The 18286-nt window shown below is 55.1% G+C and carries 15 protein-coding genes; 8 read left to right on the forward strand and 7 right to left on the reverse strand.

Annotation, left to right across the window (positions count from 1 at the left end):
- Nucleotides 1–50: 50 nt before the first annotated feature.
- The 6 genes from metG to sanA all read left to right on the forward strand — a co-directional run bounded on the left by metG (nt 51) and on the right by sanA (nt 7228).
- Nucleotides 51–2084, forward strand: coding sequence for a methionine--tRNA ligase (metG, locus tag EPG66_RS08760; protein WP_182686561.1), 2034 nt, complete (start codon nt 51–53; stop codon nt 2082–2084).
- Between the two features lie 233 nt (nt 2085–2317).
- The gene (locus EPG66_RS08765; RefSeq protein WP_083069090.1) at nt 2318–2710 is read left to right on the forward strand and encodes a CidA/LrgA family protein; all 393 of its coding nucleotides are present in this window, start codon (nt 2318–2320) and stop codon (nt 2708–2710) included.
- A complete protein-coding gene (locus EPG66_RS08770) occupies nt 2703–3395 on the forward strand; it encodes a CidB/LrgB family autolysis modulator (RefSeq protein ID WP_010248240.1) in 693 nt (230 codons plus the stop codon). Before EPG66_RS08765 ends, EPG66_RS08770 begins: the two co-directional genes overlap by 8 nt.
- A gap of 120 nt (nt 3396–3515) precedes the next feature.
- A complete protein-coding gene (gene cdd / locus EPG66_RS08775; RefSeq protein WP_182686563.1) occupies nt 3516–4406 on the forward strand; it encodes a cytidine deaminase in 891 nt (296 codons plus the stop codon).
- Between the two features lie 269 nt (nt 4407–4675).
- On the forward strand, nt 4676–6373 hold the full coding sequence (locus EPG66_RS08780; RefSeq protein ID WP_031592077.1) for an NAD-dependent malic enzyme: 1698 nt from the start codon (nt 4676–4678) through the stop codon (nt 6371–6373).
- A 135-nt stretch (nt 6374–6508) separates the two neighbouring features.
- A complete protein-coding gene (sanA, locus tag EPG66_RS08785) occupies nt 6509–7228 on the forward strand; it encodes an outer membrane permeability protein SanA (RefSeq protein ID WP_182686565.1) in 720 nt (239 codons plus the stop codon).
- A gap of 557 nt (nt 7229–7785) precedes the next feature.
- On the opposite strand, the gene mglC is transcribed toward sanA, so the two are convergent.
- From mglC to EPG66_RS08820, 7 genes are all read right to left on the reverse strand, one after another.
- The gene (gene mglC, locus EPG66_RS08790) at nt 7786–8796 is read right to left on the reverse strand and encodes a galactose/methyl galactoside ABC transporter permease MglC (RefSeq protein WP_010248248.1); all 1011 of its coding nucleotides are present in this window, start codon (nt 8794–8796) and stop codon (nt 7786–7788) included.
- A 19-nt stretch (nt 8797–8815) separates the two neighbouring features.
- Nucleotides 8816–10336 carry a galactose/methyl galactoside ABC transporter ATP-binding protein MglA gene (gene mglA / locus EPG66_RS08795; RefSeq protein WP_010248250.1) on the reverse strand — a complete coding sequence of 507 codons (1521 nt, stop codon included), beginning with the start codon at nt 10334–10336 and terminating at the stop codon, nt 8816–8818.
- 68 nt (nt 10337–10404) lie between these two features.
- Nucleotides 10405–11400 carry a galactose/glucose ABC transporter substrate-binding protein MglB gene (gene mglB, locus EPG66_RS08800; RefSeq protein WP_010248252.1) on the reverse strand — a complete coding sequence of 332 codons (996 nt, stop codon included), beginning with the start codon at nt 11398–11400 and terminating at the stop codon, nt 10405–10407.
- A gap of 311 nt (nt 11401–11711) precedes the next feature.
- Entirely contained in the window at nt 11712–12752 is a 1041-nt protein-coding gene (galS, locus tag EPG66_RS08805; RefSeq protein WP_022625039.1) for an HTH-type transcriptional regulator GalS, read from the reverse strand.
- A 147-nt stretch (nt 12753–12899) separates the two neighbouring features.
- Nucleotides 12900–14060, reverse strand: a complete 1161-nt coding sequence (gene yeiB / locus EPG66_RS08810) for a DUF418 domain-containing protein YeiB (RefSeq protein WP_010248256.1) — start codon at nt 14058–14060, stop codon at nt 12900–12902.
- A 49-nt stretch (nt 14061–14109) separates the two neighbouring features.
- Nucleotides 14110–14775 carry a GTP cyclohydrolase I FolE gene (folE, locus tag EPG66_RS08815; protein WP_010248259.1) on the reverse strand — a complete coding sequence of 222 codons (666 nt, stop codon included), beginning with the start codon at nt 14773–14775 and terminating at the stop codon, nt 14110–14112.
- A gap of 125 nt (nt 14776–14900) precedes the next feature.
- Entirely contained in the window at nt 14901–16028 is a 1128-nt protein-coding gene (locus tag EPG66_RS08820; protein ID WP_039389265.1) for a YbfB/YjiJ family MFS transporter, read from the reverse strand.
- Nucleotides 16029–16145: 117 nt separating this feature from the next.
- Here EPG66_RS08820 and ptrR point away from each other — a divergent pair, with 117 nt between their 5' ends.
- Both ptrR and EPG66_RS08830 read left to right on the forward strand, forming a co-directional pair.
- Nucleotides 16146–17057: a putrescine utilization regulator PtrR gene (gene ptrR / locus EPG66_RS08825; RefSeq protein WP_182686567.1), complete on the forward strand. Its 912-nt coding sequence runs from the start codon at nt 16146–16148 to the stop codon at nt 17055–17057.
- A gap of 100 nt (nt 17058–17157) precedes the next feature.
- Nucleotides 17158–18282, forward strand: a complete 1125-nt coding sequence (locus EPG66_RS08830) for an S-(hydroxymethyl)glutathione dehydrogenase/class III alcohol dehydrogenase (RefSeq protein WP_010248270.1) — start codon at nt 17158–17160, stop codon at nt 18280–18282.
- The last annotated feature ends 4 nt before the right edge of the window (nt 18283–18286 follow it).

An 18286-nucleotide genomic window follows, 5' to 3' on the forward strand; every position in this document is an offset into this window, starting at 1 on the left:
CAGTTACCATCTAAGCCCGTTTTTTCAATCAACAGAAAGCTACGCAAACTATGACTCAAGTCGCTAAAAAAATTCTGGTAACGTGCGCACTGCCTTACGCGAACGGATCAATCCATCTCGGCCACATGCTCGAGCATATCCAGGCCGACATTTGGGTGCGTTATCAGCGAATGCGTGGCAATCAGGTTTATTTCATCTGCGCCGATGATGCTCACGGCACGCCTATCATGCTGAAAGCTCAGCAGTTAGGGATTGCACCGGAGCAGATGATTGCAGAAATGAAAAGCGAGCATGAAGCCGACTTTGCCGGTTTCAACGTCAGCTATGACAACTATCACTCGACCCACGGCGACGAAAACCGTGAGCTTTCTGCGCTGATTTATGGCCGTCTGAAAGAGAACGGGTTCATTAAGAACCGCACCATCTCCCAGCTTTACGATCCGGAAAAAGGGATGTTCCTGCCGGACCGTTTTGTAAAAGGCACCTGCCCAAAATGTAAATCTGCCGATCAGTATGGCGATAACTGCGAAGTGTGTGGCGCGACCTACAGCCCGACCGAGCTGATCGAGCCAAAATCGGTGGTCTCTGGCGCGACGCCGGTTCTGCGCGACTCTGAACACTTCTTCTTTGATCTGCCCTCGTTCAGCGCCATGTTGCAGGCCTGGACCCGCTCGGGTGCGCTGCAGGATCAGGTGGCGAACAAAATGCAGGAGTGGTTCGAATCGGGCCTGCAGCAGTGGGATATCTCCCGCGACGCGCCCTACTTCGGCTTTGAAATTCCGGACGCGCCAGGAAAGTATTTTTATGTCTGGCTGGATGCGCCTATCGGCTACATGGGCTCGTTCAAGAACCTGTGCGACAAGCGCGGCGACATCGACTTCGACGAATTCTGGCGTAAAGACTCCACGACCGAGCTCTATCACTTCATCGGTAAAGATATCGTCTACTTCCACAGCCTGTTCTGGCCAGCGATGCTGGAAGGCAGTAACTTCCGCAAGCCGAACAACCTGTTTGTGCACGGCTATGTCACCGTCAACGGTGCCAAGATGTCGAAGTCGCGCGGCACCTTTATTAAAGCCAGCACCTGGCTGCAGCATCTGGATGCGGACAGCCTGCGTTACTACTACGCGGCGAAACTCTCTTCACGTATCGACGATATCGATCTGAATCTGGAAGATTTCGTCCAGCGCGTAAACGCCGACATCGTCAACAAAGTGGTTAACCTGGCGTCACGTAACGCGGGCTTTATCACTAAACGCTTTGACGGCAAACTGGCGGCTGAGCTGGCCGATCCGGCGCTCTATCAGACCTTTGTGGACGCGTCAGAGAAGATTGGTGACGCCTGGGCCGGTCGTGAATACAGCCGGGCTATTCGTGAGATCATGGCGCTGGCTGACCTGGCGAACCGTTATGTCGATGAGCAGGCTCCGTGGGTGGTGGCGAAGCAGGAAGGCCGTGATGCCGATCTGCAGGCGATCTGTTCAATGGGCATTAACCTGTTCCGCATTCTGATGACCTGGCTGAAGCCGGTGCTGCCGTCACTGAGCGCCCGCGCAGAAGGCTTCCTGAACTGCGAACTGAGCTGGGATGCTATCGCGCAACCGCTGCTGGACCACCAGGTTGCGCCATTCAAAGCGCTCTACAGCCGCATTGAGATGGCAAAGGTTGAAGGACTGATTGAAGCCTCGAAAGAGTATGCCGCTGCCGCCAGTGCACCGGCCGCAAGCGGCCCGCTGGCAGATTCGCCGGTAGGTGACACCATCACCATCGACGATTTCGCCAAAGTTGATATGCGCGTGGCGCTGATTGAGCAGGCGGAACTGGTTGAGGGTTCGGACAAGCTGCTGCGCCTGCAGCTCGACCTGGGCGGTGAAAAGCGTCAGATCTTCTCGGGTATCCGCGCCGCCTATCCCGATCCTTCCGTACTGGTCGGTAAAATGACCATTATCGTGGCCAACCTCGCGCCGCGTAAAATGCGCTTTGGTATCTCTGAAGGCATGGTGCTGTCAGCGGGTCCTGGCGGCAAAGATCTGTTTGTGCTGTCCGTCGACAGCGGTGCCGTACCGGGAATGCCCGTTAAGTAACACTCTGCATTCTGCGGCTTTAACCGCTTAGCGCAGTGCCGTTCTCACACCCTTCGTGCCTCATCACGGGCGCGAAGGGTTATCACTCCTCGCTCTGAATGTCCACCGCTTCCACTCCACTCCCGCCCCTGAAAATCTGTATCTGCTACTGTCACACCGCTGCATAAATGTGATCGCTAGCACGCTAAGCGGTTAATGCGTATGATGAAGCTCAGTGAAAACAGGAGCCTGCCATGCTCACCGTGCTGTCTGTCTGCGGGCGCTATCTTCGCGCCTTTATCATCATTTATCTCTGCTTATACGCCGGAATCGGCATCGCCTCGCTGCTGCCCATCAAACTGCCTGGCAGCATCCTTGGGATGTTAATTCTGTTTGCCCTGCTCGCCTCGCAGATCCTGCCTGTCAGTTGGGTTAAACCGGGCTGCCATCTGCTGATTCGCTATATGGCGCTGCTGTTTGTGCCGATCAGCGTCGGGGTGATGAGCTACACCGATATTCTGACCGCGCAGTTTGGCCCTATCGTGATCTCCTGCGTCGTCAGCACCTTCCTGGTTCTCTCTATTGTCGGCGTAAGCGCTCACCAGCTTCATAGTCGCCGCCCGGCCAGGGAGTCAGGCGATGAGTGAAATATGGTGGTCACTGCCACTGACGCTGGCGGCATTTTTTCTGGCGCGCAAACTGGCGATACGGCTGAAAATCTCGCTGCTCAATCCGCTGCTGGTGGCGATGGCGATTATTATCCCGATTCTGCTGCTGTTGCAGCTGCCCTATTCGCGCTATTTCGCGGGCAGTCAGATTCTTAATCAGCTGCTGCAACCGGCTGTTGTCGCGCTGGCACTGCCGCTGTATGAGCAGATGCATCAGATCCGTGCCCGCTGGAAATCGATTATTGGCGTCTGCTTTATCGGCAGTGTGACCGCCATGACCTCTGGCACCGCTATTGCTCTGTGGATGGGTGCCACGCCTGAAATCGCCGCTACCATCGTTCCTAAATCCGTTACCACGCCCATTGCGATGGCCGTCTCCGGTTCGCTGCACGGTATTCCCGCCATCAGCGCCATCTGCGTGCTGATTGCCGGGGTACTGGGTGCGGTGTTCGGACATACTGTGCTGAATCTGCTTGGCGTGAAATCTAAGGCGGCGCGCGGACTGGCGATAGGTAACGCGTCGCACGCACTCGGCACAGCGCGCGCCGCTGAACTCGACTATCAGGAAGGGGCATTCAGCTCACTGGCGCTGGTGATCTGCGGCATCATCACCTCACTGCTGGCGCCGTTTATTTTTCCGCTGCTGCTGCACTGGTTTGGCTGAAAGTTTGCGAGAGATCTCGCAAAGTTGAAACATGCAACACAGGTTACATTGTCAGAGCGATGTGGATCACATATAAACCGGTGACTGGCACATCGCCCTGCTGAATCTAATGAGGCTCACATGCAATCCCGTTTCCTCTCTGCCTTTGAGACATTGCCGTCAACGCTGCAAACCGCACTCGCTCCGCTGCTGGACGATCCTGGCTTTCAGGCGGTGCTGAGCGCCGACCAGGTCGCCTCACTGCAGCAACAGACACGGATGGATGCCGATGCCCTGGCGCTGGCGCTGCTGCCCCTGGCGGCGGCCTGTGCCGTTGCTACCGTGTCGCATTTTAACGTCGGGGCTATCGCCCGTGGCGTCAGCGGCAACTGGTACTTCGGGGCCAACATGGAATTTACCGGTACGCCGTTGCAGCAGACGGTTCACGCCGAGCAGAGCGCCATTACTCATGCGTGGCTGCGTGGCGAAAGTCAGCTTGAGACGATCACCGTTAACTACACACCGTGCGGTCACTGCCGTCAGTTTATGAACGAGCTGAACAGCGGCACGAACATTCGCATCAGCCTGCCACAACGCGCGATCAGCACCCTGGCCGATTATCTGCCGGATGCCTTTGGACCGCGCGATCTGGACATCACGACCTTCCTGATGGACCGCGTGGATCACGGCTATGTAGCCGAAGGCGATGAACTGGTGCAGGCCGCGGTTGCCGCTGCCAATGCCAGCCACGCGCCTTACAGCCAGTCACACGCCGGTGTTGCGCTGCTGACCGCAACCGGCGCGATTGTCACCGGGCGCTATGCGGAAAATGCCGCCTTTAACCCGAGTTTCCCGCCCCTTCAGGCAGCGCTGGTCCTGCTCAACATGCAGGGTGGCGATGTTCGTCAGATAAAAAAAGCGGTATTAGCCGAAGTGGAAAATGCCACGCTAAGCCAGTTCGCCGCCACACAGGCGACGCTTGAGACATTTGGTTGCGGTGAGCTGCTACAGGTGACGCTGTACAAAGCATAACCCGCTGTCAGAGAGGCCACAGTTTTGTGAGCTTTTATTAACAAACGCTGTACTTCTGCGGGAAATTTCATAGGATCTGGCGCCAGAATTCACGTGATTACAAATTACTCTGAATAATTCAGGTTGCAGGACAGAAGCACGGTCGTGAATGTTTCTGCAGCGGTTACCCTGCCGCTGCCAGGCCTGCAGTCTGAGCTATAACGGGTAAGAAAACTGGCGCTACCTTTCCGGCGTGACGCCAGACAACACTGCAACCGGAGCATTACCGCATGGAACTCGACTACGAAAGTAAACGCCCGCTGTATATCCCTTATGCTGGCCCGATTTTGCTGGAATTTCCCCTGCTGAACAAAGGCAGCGCCTTTAGCATCGAAGAACGTAACGAATTCAACCTCAACGGTCTGCTGCCAGAAGCAGTGGAATCGATTGAAGAGCAGGCGCAGCGAGCCTGGCGTCAGTTCCAGGACTTCAAAAACAATAACGATAAGCATGTCTACCTGCGTAACATCCAGGACACCAACGAAACGCTGTTCTACCGCCTGCTGGATAACCATCTCGAAGAGATGATGCCCATCATCTACACCCCGACCGTCGGCGCAGCCTGCGAGCATTTCTCTGAAATCTACCGTCGTGCGCGCGGCGTCTTCATCTCCTACCCTAACCGCGACCATATCGAAGATATGCTGCAAAATGCCACCAAGCAGAATGTGAAGGTGATCGTGGTGACCGATGGCGAGCGTATTCTGGGCCTCGGCGATCAGGGCATCGGCGGTATGGGTATCCCGATTGGTAAGCTTTCACTCTACACCGCCTGTGGCGGCATCAGTCCGGCTTACACCCTGCCGGTGGTGCTGGATGTTGGTACCAACAACCAGCAGTTGCTGAACGATCCGCTCTATATGGGCTGGCGTCATCCGCGCATCACCGGTGAAGAGTATGATGCGTTCGTGAACGATTTTATTCAGGCCGTTAAACGCCGCTGGCCGAAAGTGCTGTTGCAGTTTGAAGATTTCGCCCAGAAGAATGCCATGCCGCTGCTGAACCGCTATCGCGATGAAGTCTGCTGCTTTAACGATGATATTCAGGGCACAGCCGCCGTGACCGTGGGCACCCTGATTGCCGCCAGCCGCGCCGCCGGCAGCCGCCTGTGCGAGCAGAAAGTGGTGTTCCTGGGCGCCGGTTCCGCAGGTTGTGGTATCGCTGAACAGATCATCGCACAGATGAAATCCGAAGGTCTGAGTGACGAGGAAGCGCGTGGCCGGGTAATGATGGTGGATCGCTTTGGTCTGCTCACTGACAAGCTGCCTAACCTGCTCGATTTCCAGAGCAAGCTGGTGCAGAAGAGCGAAAACCTGCAGCAGTGGGATGTCACCAATGATTCCATCTCGCTGCTGGACGTGGTGCGCAATGCCAGACCCGATATTCTGATTGGAGTCTCTGGCCAGCCGGGCCTGTTCACCGAAGAGATCATCCGCGAGATGCACAAGCACTGTAAGCGCCCTATCGTGATGCCACTGTCGAACCCGACATCACGTGTGGAAGCGACGCCAGCCGATATCATCGCCTGGACTGACGGTGCCGCACTGGTCGCAACCGGCAGTCCGTTCTCGCCGGTGAGCTGGAACGGTAAAACCTATCCGATTGCGCAGTGCAACAACTCCTACATCTTCCCGGGCATTGGTCTGGGTGTGATTGCTTCGGGTGCCAGCCGCGTTACCGATACCATGCTGATGACCGCCAGCCGCGCGCTTGCTGACTGCTCTCCGCTGGTGAATGAAGGTGAAGGCCCGGTGCTGCCTGAGATTAAAGATATCCAGGGTGTATCGAAAATCATTGCGATGGAAGTGGGTAAAGCTGCTCAGCTGGCGGGTGTCGCCGTGGTGACCTCTGAAGATGTGTTGTCACAGGCTATCGCCAACAACTTCTGGCTGCCGCAGTACCGTCATTATCGTCGTACCTCAATTTAATCTTCAGACTGCCGGATTGCATCCGATCCGGCAGTGTTCAAAAAGAGCACAGCCAGCCGGCAGTAACTTGCTTCACAGTGACAGCTCAAGTAGCCTTGTCCCATCTCACTATTCTGACATCGAGTCTCCAGGCGCATGCTGAAACGCGTTTTCATTGGTCTGCTTTTCATCATCTTACTGATGATGGCAACGGCGCTCGGCCTTGATCGCTGGATCAGCTGGAAAACTGCGCCCTTTATCTACGAAAATGTCGCCTCTTTGCCACATCGTCAGGTCGGTGTGGTACTGGGTACGGCGAAATATTATCGCACCGGCGTCATCAATCAGTATTACCTCTATCGTATGCAGGGCGCGCTGAATGCCTACAACAGCGGCAAGGTCAATTATCTGCTGTTAAGCGGTGATAACGCGCTGCAAAGCTATAACGAGCCGATGACGATGCGCCGCGATCTCATCAAAGCCGGTGTCGATCCGGCTGATATCGTGCTGGACTATGCCGGTTTCCGCACGCTGGATTCGATTGTACGCACCCGCAAAGTGTTTGATACCAACGACTTCATTATTATCACACAGCGTTTCCATTGTGAGCGTGCGCTGTTTATCGCCTTACAGCTGGGTATTCAGGCGCAGTGTTATGCGGTGCCCTCCCCAAAAAACATGCTTAGCGTGCGCTTCCGTGAGGTAGGTGCCCGGCTGGGCGCGCTGGTGGATCTCTTCCTGCTTAAGCGCGAACCGCGCTTCCTGGGCCCACTGGTGCCGATCCCCGCCGTACGCGATGTCCCTGAAGATGCACAGAGTTACCCGGCAGTGACGCCGGAGCAGCTGCTGGAGCTGGAACAGAAGCTGCAGAAATAGCTCACGCGCTGCGGCTTATTTATGCTGGTTACTGCTGTGCCGAAGTCTGGCAGTGACGTGCAGGGCTCACGGAGCATACGCCTTCCGTAAAGACGCAAAAGACGCCATCACTGGCGGGGCTCAGCGCAGGCGATTACGCACCTCATCCCTGAGGTGCGCCCGTAAACGGGCCAATGCATTGCGTTGTTCAAAAACGCTCCCGGCGTTTTGTCCATGGTCCGCGATGCTTTGCTACAGGCGTATGCTCTCATCGTTTTAGCTTTTGTCGCCGTCTGATGGTAAAGACCAGTCTGCTGAGAAGTTGAAGCGGGCTACATATGACAGCAATAAATCAGCTCAACGCGCAGGGAACATGGTCAGAAGAGGAAAGCGTCCCACGCCAGGGATGGCGTGGGCCGAGCGTGTCATGGATGACGGCTTTTGCGACTTTCCGATCTGACCGTGTTCCCTTCGCAGACTCGATCTCACAGCGACAATGCATGCACTCCAGCGACAATCCCTTCTTTTACATAATAAAAAAGCGACCCGAAGGTCGCTTTGTGAGCACTGAAGAAGACTTACTTCTTACGGGAATATTTCAGGGAATCCAGCGCCACGGCGAAGATAATGATGCCGCCTTTAATAATGTACTGCCAGTAAGGGTTGACGCCGATATAGGTCAGACCGTAGTTGATGACGGTAAAGATCAACACACCGGTCACTACGCCCGCCACGCTACCCACACCACCGGCGAAGGAGACACCGCCGACCACACAGGCCGCAATCGCATCCAGCTCATACATAAAGCCAAGGTTGTTGGTGGCCGAACCGATACGCCCCGCTTCCAGCATCCCGCCGAAGGCGTAGAACACACCTGACAGGGCATAAATCATGATCAGGTTCAGGTTGACGTTAACGCCTGAGACTTTCGCCGCTTCCGGGTTACCGCCGATAGCAAAAATGTTTTTGCCAAAGCGGGTTTTGTTCCACAGCACCCAGACGAAAATAATGGCAATCACGGCGTAGAAGGTGATGAACGAAAGCTTGAAATCACCAAAGCGTAAGAAGCCCTGTGTAAATTTCGAGAACCCTGTATCAAACCCGGCAATCGGTGATGCGCCAACAAAGTCGTAATAGAGTGAGTTAATACCGTAAACGATGATCATGGTGCCCAGCGTGGTGATAAATGGCGTTACCTTGAGGTAAGCAATAATCACACCGTTGACCAGACCAATCACGCCGCCGATGATGCACACGGTCAGAATAACCAGTGGAATCGGTACCGTATCCAGCGTCGGGAAGACCTTGTTCGCGTTATCCATCGCCTGCAGCAGCGTCGCGGCGACCACCGCCGCCAGACCGACCTGACGTCCGGCTGACAGGTCAGTACCCTGGGTCACAATCAGACCCGCCACACCCAGTGCAATAATAATGCGCACCGAAGATTGGGTCAGAATATTACTCAGGTTCATTAAACTTAAAAATGAGGGGTCCTGGAAAATAATAATAGCCAGCAATACCAGCAGCACGACATAAATGCCGCCCTCTTTTAACCAGGTTAGCGCATTCTTTTTTGTAGTCGCTTTCATGTTAACAGCCCTTGCTTCATTAAAGGTGTAATGACGCTAAACGCAATATTTCGTTCTGCGTGGTCGTTTTGGTATCAACTATGCCTGCTACCAGACCATTACTCATTACCAGAATACGATCGGTAATGCCTAACAGCTCCGGCATTTCGGATGAGATAATAATGATGCCCTTCTCTCTTTTCGCCAGCTCAGCAATTAACTGGTAAATTTCGAATTTTGCACCAACATCAATACCGCGAGTGGGTTCATCAAGCATCAGGATTTCAGGCTGGGTCAATAACCAGCGGCCAATAATCACTTTTTGCTGGTTACCGCCCGAAAGCGAACCAATCTGGGTATGGTGGCCTGGCGTTTTTACACGCATAGAATCGATAACCCACTGGGTATCACTCTTCATGCGTTTATTATCCAGCAGTCCCATACTGTTTTTATATTTTTTGATATTGGAAATAAGCGAGTTAAAACCAATGTCAAGGAAAGCATAAATACCAGTTGAGCGACGCTCTTCAGTCACCAGCGCAAAACCGTGGTTAATGGCTTCATTGGCGCTGTGATTATTAATCGGTTTGCCATGCAGTTTAATGGTGCCGCCCGATTTTTCGCGAATGCCAAACAGCGTTTCGACGATATCGGTACGTTTGGCGCCCACCAGCCCGGCAATGCCGAGTATCTCCCCTTTACGCAAATCAAATGAGATGTCGCGAATCGATGGCTGACGCAGTGACGTCAGATGACGCACCTCAAGAATCGTCTCGCCTGGCACGTTGGTACGGTCAGGGAAACGCTGGTTCAGTGAACGGCCGACCATCATGGAGATGATCTTATCCATATCCAGCCCTTCCAGCGGCTGAGAGGTGATCCACTGACCATCACGCAGGATAGTGATCTCATCACACAGCTGGAAAATCTCTTCCATTTTGTGCGAAATATAAACAATGCCACAGCCGCGATCTTTCAGCTTACGAATAATCGTGAACAGGTGATTAACCTCTTTCTCGGTTAACGAGGAGGTCGGCTCATCCATAATCACAATTTTCGCGTCGTAGGAGAACGCTTTGGCAATTTCAATCATCTGCATCTGCGATACAGAAAGATTGGCAACTTTGTCGCGCGGATCGATATCAATATCCAGCTCGTCAAAAATCGCTTTGGTATCCCGGTACATTTTATCCTGATCGACAAAGAAGCCTTTGCGTGGATAACGCCCAAGCCACATGTTGTCCATCACGGTACGCTGCAGGACCAGGTTTAATTCCTGATGCACCATCGACACGCCATTTTCCAGCGCCTCTTTGGAGCTTTTATAGTCGATCTCTTTACCCTGAAACAGGATACTGCCGGTATCTTTTTTATAAATACCAAACAGGCATTTTAATAAGGTGGATTTCCCGGCACCGTTCTCGCCCATTAATGCATGAACAGAGTGAGGCCGCACTTTTAAATTCACATTATCTAACGCTTTAACGCCGGGAAATGATTTTGAGACATCCGTCATTTCCAGCAGATATTCTCGCTGCGCGGTCGTATTATCACTGGCCATATTTTACCTGGCTAAAAAACGGTGGTGACATAAAAAAGGCGCGACAGCGGTCGCGCCCGTAATCGATCTTATTTCACGAACTGAGACAGATTTTCTTTATCAACCGGCACGTAAGGAACGCGGACGATCTTATCAACCATCTTGAAGTTTGTTCCGTCGGTGGCGGCTTTGCCGTTAGCCAGATTGTTGGCAATATCCAGCGTTGCTTTCGCCTGGTTTTCCGCATCGTTCAGCACGGTACCGGCCAGCGCACCGGATTTCACCAGCGCCAGCGCTTCTGGCAGTGCATCGACGCCGAAGACCGGGATTGAGGTCATGTTGTGCGCTTTCAGCGCTTCAACCGCACCCATTGCCATCGCATCGTTGTTGGCAATCACGACTTCGATTTTTTTGGCATTCGGGCCTGACAGCCACGCATCCATCTTATCTTTGGCCTGCGCGGTATCCCACATTGCAGTATCCATCGCTAACTGCTGGGTTTTCAGACCATCTTTGTTCAGGGTATCGATCACATATTTGGTACGGGCTTCTGCATCAGGATGGCCCGGCTCGCCTTTCAGCAGCACGAACTGAATCTGACCATCTTTGTTCAGATCCCATGCTGGTGTGGCTTTCCAGTGCTTCTCAATCAGCTGCCCCTGAATGATGCCTGACTCTTTAGAGTCGGTACCGACATAGTAAGCTTTGTCATAACCGGCCAGCACTTTGGCGTTAGGTTCTTTGTTGAAGAAGACCACCGGCACGTCGTTGGCACGCGCTTTGTCTACCACCACCGCAGCCGCAGCCGGGTCAACCAGGTTAATCGCCAGCGCTTTCACGCCTTTTGCCATCAGCACGTCAATCTGATCGTTCTGTTTGGACTGGTCGTTCTGTGAATCATTCATCAGCAACTGCACGCCACCGATCGCTTTCGCTTCTTTCTCGATGTCTTTGCGTACCATTGACATGAAGTTGTCATCATATTTGTAAATGGTCACGCCGATACGGGTGTCAGCTGCGTGAGCGGTTGCACCAAACATCATGCTGGCAACCAGTGCTGTAAGCGTGAAAACCTTCTTATTCATGGTATCTCCGGTTTTATTATGCAGGGTCTTTTTAGCGCTACCGCGCCATACAGGCGGGAGAGCAATCGGTAAAACAGAGCGGCGCGTCGGTTAACGTAATGAGAATGTTAAGCCATTGAACACCGTCTAAAACCTGACTTCCCTGTGCCAGAATGCTTCCATGAAGAGGGTATAAACCCTTTAACCGGCTACTGAGACCACAACTGATGCCGTTACACTGGCGTTACATAATGTTTCAGTCCGGTAAGACGCTGCCATCATAGTGAGAGCAATGTTAATTAACTGTGAATGTAATCACAGATTGAAAACGGTTACATGGCTGAATCGCCTGAATTAGTGACGGACTCCACATTTTGCCGCTGCGCCACCGAATGACGCCGCACCAGCGTTGGCATAAAGATGTGCGTTGCCGTGTCATCCAGCAGTCCGGCTGCACCCTGCAGCGCCAGTTCAGTGGCGATTTTTGCCATAGATACAATGGGATAGCGCACAGTGGTTAACTGCGGATCGGTGTAACGGGAAATCGGGATATCATCAAAGCCAATGACAGAAAAATGCTGTGGCACCTGGATGCCGTTGTCTTTCAGCGCAGTGAGTGCGCCAGCCGCCATGCCGTCGTTATAGGCAAACACCGCACTGAGGTTGAGATTGCGTCCCAGCAACTCCACCATCGCCGCTTCGCCGCCCTGCATATCGGGCTCTGCGCTGGCTATCCAGCTCTCCTGCGGCCGGATGCCCTGCTCTGCCATCGCCTGAATCCACCCTTCACGGCGCTGCGCCACATCTTCGATAGGATGACTGGAACAAAGGTAGCCAATGCGGCTATGCCCCTGTTGTAGCAGGGTTCGTGAGGCCATCAACGCACCCGTGACGTTATCCAGACTGACACTGCGGTGTTCAAATCCGGGCACGATGCGGTTAATGACCACCATGCCCGGAACGTGGCGCATAAAATCCGCCAGCTCAGCGTCAGGCAGTGTTTTAGCGTGTACCACCAGGGCGCTGCAACGCTGACGAATCAGCACTTCAATGGCATGACGCTCTTTCTCTTCCTGATGCCAGGAGTTGCTGATTAACACATGTTTGTGCACGCGCTGCGCCACGGTATCCACTGCTTTAACCAGTGCACCGAAGAAGGGATCCGAAACATCCATCACCACCACGCCAATGGTGTCACTGACCTGCGTCGCCAGCGCCTGCGCATTGGCGTTGGGCCGATAGCCAAGCGCTTCCACCGCCTGTAACACGGCGTCGCGGGTGTCAGAGGTGACGGCGCTGCTCTGATTGAGGACGCGCGACACGGTCGCCACCGACACGCCAGCCTGACGGGCAACATCACGAATTGTTATCATGCAGCAGTTCCACAGAGGAAAAATAAGGCATCACGCCGGGTTGAACACCGGCGCTATTTTGTCAGGGGCAGGAGGCGTACAGCGTGAATTGCGTCACATCAATGAAAACGGTTACATACAATTCTGTAACCTTTGTGATGGCGGTCATTATCTGGCGTTGTCAGTGATGCGCGATTTACCGGCTGAGATCAGCGTGAGCCGCCGCCACAGCCACTCCAGCGGACCCTGTGCGAAGAAATGTAACCAGATGAGTGAAAACAGAATATTGATAAGCCAGACCGCAGGCACCATCAGCACCAGCTCCAGCCGGGTAAAGTGCATATAGAAGCCGAAGCGATAGAACAGCGTGGTGCAGATCAGCGACTGCAGCAGATAGTTGGTCAACGCCATGCGGCCCACGCACTGAATGGCATAGCTGATGCGCCAGCGCGCTATCTGCGGCCAGTAAGCCAGACAGAGCGCGGCGTAGCCCAGGCTAATCAGCGGGCTGGCGAGATCGCGCGGGGCTTGCAGATAAAAAGCGGTCCAGCGGAACTCCCAATGTAACAGCCATTGCGCTGCCACACCGGCCACCGCAATTAACAACCCCATCGTTAACAGCAGCGCCGCAGCCTGACGGTAATGTTGCGCTGAAAACTCGCCGATCAGCCAGCCACTACGCAGCAGTGCGCCACCGATCATCATCAGGCCCGCCAGCTGCCAGCCATACTGCGCCGCCAGCGCCATCAGTCCTGACGAGAGATGATCCAGCCGGTTCTGTATCGCTTCCCAGCCGCCAGTCAGTTTCCAGTATTGTTCATATTGCAGATCGGCAGCACCAGGCAGCCAGGATCGGGTCGGTTCAGGATCGGAGATCGACCCAAACACCAGCAGAACGCCACAGCCCACCAGGTAGAGCAGAATGCCGGTATTCATCAGACTGCGGGTGGAAGGGACATCGCGCACTACCCGCCAGACCACCAGCCCGATAATGCCGTAGTCCAGCAGGATATCGCCCTCCCAGAGAAAGACGCCGTGCAGAAAACCGATCAGCACCAGCAGTGAAAGCCGGGCTGTCAGCCAGCGACTGCCGCGTGGCAGCTGCATTTGCAGGCCTGCGCCAAACAGCAGCGCAAACAGGGTGAGGAATTTGAGCTGGGCAAAGGCGTCAGAGATCGCCCATGTCCAGACATCGGACAGGCTGACGCTGCCCTGCCAGGCCGGATTAAGGTAGGCGGCAGAAGGCAGGCCAAAGCCGACAATATTGAGTAGCAGAATGCCGAGAATGGCACATCCACGAATGAAATCCAGCGCGTGATAGCGTTGCATGCGGCACCTGCACCATTGAGGCGGGCAACATTATGCGCCCGCCGTAGACTCAACTATGGCGCACCGCGCGCAAAAATTCCTGGCGGGTATTCTGGCTGGACTTGAACAGGCCACCCAGAGAGGTCGTCGTGGTGGCGCTGGTGGCATCTTTTACGCCACGCGCTTTTACGCAGTAATGCACCGCATCAATAGAAACAGCCACATTGTTGGTGCCCAGCAGCGTCTGCAGTGCGACCAGAACCTGCTGTGTCAGACGCTCCTGCACCTGCGGGCGCTGGGCGAAGAACTGCACGATACGGTTAATTTTCGACAGGCCAATCACCTTTTCTTTGGGAATGTAGGCGACGGTCGCTTTGCCATCGATGATCACAAAGTGATGTTCACAGGTGCTGGTCAGCGTGATATCACGCACGGTCACCATCTCATCAACCTTCATTTTATTCTCAATGACGGTGATTTTCGGGAAGTTGGCGTAGTCGAGACCGGAAAAGACTTCATCCACATACATTTTGGCGATGCGATGCGGCGTTTCCATCAGGCTGTCATCTTCAAGATCCAGATTCAGCAGCTGCATAATCTCGGTCATGTGCCCGGCAATCAGACTTTTACGTGTATTGTCATCTATATCGCGCGTCGGTGCACGTAACGGCGTTTCCAGTCCACGTGCCAGCAGCGCTTCGTGAACCAGGGCAGCTTCCTGACTTAGGGTGCTCATCTTACTCTTCTCCGGCTGGTGTTGCGCCCGCGAGCTTTTGCCTGCGGGCCCTGTAATCAGGCGCGTATTGTGAAACTTTCTTTGCGGGGAATCCAGCAATCAATCAGATTGGTGATGAAAGCTTTTCACCCGGTTCGCCGCCACACCAGCAGGCCGGCCCAGACCAGGCTAACCCCGGCAACCCACAGGGCAGGCTCCAGCCGATGTAACAGAGCGGTAGAGAGAAAAGAGAGCAGCGGGCCGACCAGTTGTCCGACCGCATAGCCGGTGGTCAGCAGGCCAGCCATGTAGCGCAGATGATTGGGTGCCAGCTCACGGGCGCAGAGCAGCGACAGCTGCACCACGCTGAGGAAACCGCCCCCTACCAGCAGCGCACCGGCCAGCAGGCCGCTAAAGCCTGGCAGCAGCGCCGCGGCAAATACGCCCAGCGCCTGCGCCCACAGCACCAGAGCCAGGCGGACGTGGCTGTGCCCCCAGCGTCGCGTCAGGATCCCCAGCAGGATGCCGATCATCGCCGCGCCGCCAAAAATCGGCCAGACAAACTGCGCGAAGATGCCGTCAGGAAACCGCGTGGCGGCCATCTGCGACAAAAAGGTGGCGGGCAGAATGTAGCCAAAGCCCGCCAGACTGTAACTCAGTACCAGACGTTTAAGGTTGCGGTCCAGCACCAGCGGCTCGGGTGCCTGATCCGGGCGGTGCAGTTCACCCCGACGCGGCAGATTACGGGTAATCAGCGCAATCAGCAGCAGCGCCAGCGCACCGTAAGCGGCCCAGGCCAGACCGGCAGAAACCTGCAATGTGTGCAGCGCTACCCCCAGCAGACCACTGACAAAAATGCCGCAGCCTGGCCCGGCAAAAACGGCCGCCGACAGCCCTGCCCGGCCATGGCGATGCAGCTGTTCGTTGCTCCAGGCCGCCACTAGCACCATCGCCCAGCCGCTGGCCCAGCCAATAAGAAAGCGGATTGCGCCATGCAGCCACGGTCCGCTGGCCAATGCTGAGAGCAGGGTCAGGATCACCGCGCCCCATACGCCCGCCTGCAATCGCAGCTCAACCCGCCGGTGTGCACGCATGGCATCAAATGAGCCACACAGATAGCCAAGATAGTTAAGTGCCGCGACCAGGCTGGCACTGGTGAGTGTCAGCTGGTGTGCCTGAATCATCAGCGGCACCTGGGGCGTAAAAGCAAACCGGCCAATGCCCATCGCGACAAATAAGGTTAAAAACGCGCTGAGCGCGACGCGTAACGCCATTGCTGAACTCCTGTTGTTCTGCCCTGAGATCTCTTCTGACTTGCTAACAGCATGCAGGATGATTAAACTCACGGAAAGTGAATAATTTTAACCAACTTGCTTACAGGAAGAGAAGATATGGATTTAGTTCAGCTGCGTATGTTCTGTTCCGTCGCCGAAACGGGTTCGCTGGCGCGCGCAGCAGAACAGCTGCATCGCGTCCCCTCTAATCTCACCACGCGGTTGCGCCAGCTGGAAGAAGAATTAGGTGTGGATCTCTTTATTCGTGAGAAACAGCGCATTCGCCTGTCACCAATGGGCCATAATTTTCTGAATTATGCGCAGCGTATCCTGGCATTAAGTGAAGAAGCGATGAGCATGACCCGCACCGGTGAACCGGCGGGCAACTTTGCGCTGGGCTCAATGGAGAGCACCGCGGCGACGCGTCTGCCCGGCCTGCTCGCCGCCTATCACCAGCGCTTTCCCAAAGTGGCGCTGTCGCTGATTACCGGCACCTCGGGCGAAATCATCGATCGGGTGCGTGAAGGCACCCTGGCGGCCGCGCTGGTCGATGGCCCGGTCTCCCATGACGATCTCAATGGCTGCATCGCCTTTCGCGAAGAGATGATACTGATCACCGGCCTCGATCATGCGCCAATCGCCACCGCGCGCGACGTGCAGGACGATACCCTGTTTGCCTTTCGCAACAGCTGCTCTTACCGGGTGAAGCTGGAGAGCTGGTATCGCGACAGCCAGACTGCGCCCAACAGTGTGATGGAGATTCAGTCCTATCACGCCATGCTGTCCTGCGTGGCAGGCGGTGCGGGCGTAGCGATGATCCCGGCCTCGGTGCTGAAGCAGATGGCGGATCGGTCACGGGTGCAGGCGCATACGTTACCTCCCGCTTATCGCGACACCGCCACCTGGCTGATGTGGCGACGCGACGCCTTTACGCCGAATGTTGAAGCACTGAAGTACCTGATTATTGAACAATTTGACGATCGTCCGCTCAACGATGAGCTGATTTACCCATTACAGGCGGCGGAATAAGCGTTCCACGCTATGTTTAAGAGCCTGACCCACCAGGTTCTGAATCATCACGACCACCCGGCGCCACTGCGCGTCACAATCTGACTGGAAGAGGGATTGCATGAATATGATCAAAACCCGTGCCGCTGTTGCCTGGGCTGCTGGCGAACCGCTGAAAATCGAAGAAGTTGATTTAATGCCACCGCAGAAAGGTGAAGTGCTGGTGCGTATCGTCGCGACCGGCGTCTGTCATACCGACGCCTACACCCTGTCCGGCACCGACCCGGAAGGCGTTTTCCCGGCGATTCTTGGCCATGAAGGCGGCGGCATCGTCGAAGCCGTGGGCGAAGGCGTGACCAGCGTTGAAGTGGGTGACCACGTCATTCCGCTCTACACGCCGGAGTGTGGCAAATGTAAATATTGTCTTTCAGGCAAAACTAACCTCTGCCAGGCGATCCGTACCACTCAGGGCAAAGGCCTGATGCCGGATGGCACCACCCGCTTCTTTAAAGATGGCAAACCCATTTTCCACTATATGGGCACCTCAACCTTCTCTGAGTACACGGTAATCCCGGAGATCTCGCTGGCGAAAATCAGTAAAGAAGCACCGCTGGAAGAGGTTTGTCTGCTGGGCTGTGGCGTGACCACTGGCATGGGCGCGGTGATGAACACCGCCAAAGTGAAAGAAGGCGACACCGTGGCGATTTTCGGTCTCGGCGGCATTGGCCTCTCTGCGGTCATCGGCGCGAAGATGGCGAAAGCGGGCCGCATCATTGCCATCGACCTTAACACCAGCAAATTCGATCTGGCACGCAAACTGGGTGCCACCGATCTGATCAACCCGAAAGATTACGACAAGCCGATTCAGGATGTGATTGTCGAGCTGACCGACGGCGGCGTGGATTTCTCATTTGAATGTATTGGTAACGTCAACGTGATGCGTTCCGCGCTCGAGTGCTGTCACAAAGGCTGGGGCGAGTCCGTAATTATCGGCGTCGCCGGTGCCGGTGAAGAGATCTCCACCCGTCCGTTCCAGCTGGTCACCGGTCGCGTCTGGCGCGGTTCCGCGTTTGGCGGCGTCAAAGGCCGTTCGCAGCTGCCTGGCATTGTGCAGGATTACCTCGACGGTAAATTTGCGCTGAACGACTTCATCACCCACACCATGCCGCTGGAAGAGATCAACGACGCCTTTGATTTGATGCACGAAGGAAAATCGATTCGCTCGGTCGTGCACTTTAACAAGTAATCAG

It is taken from the genome of Pantoea pleuroti, from assembly GCF_014156615.1.
Taxonomy (GTDB): Bacteria; Pseudomonadota; Gammaproteobacteria; order Enterobacterales; family Enterobacteriaceae; genus Pantoea; species Pantoea agglomerans.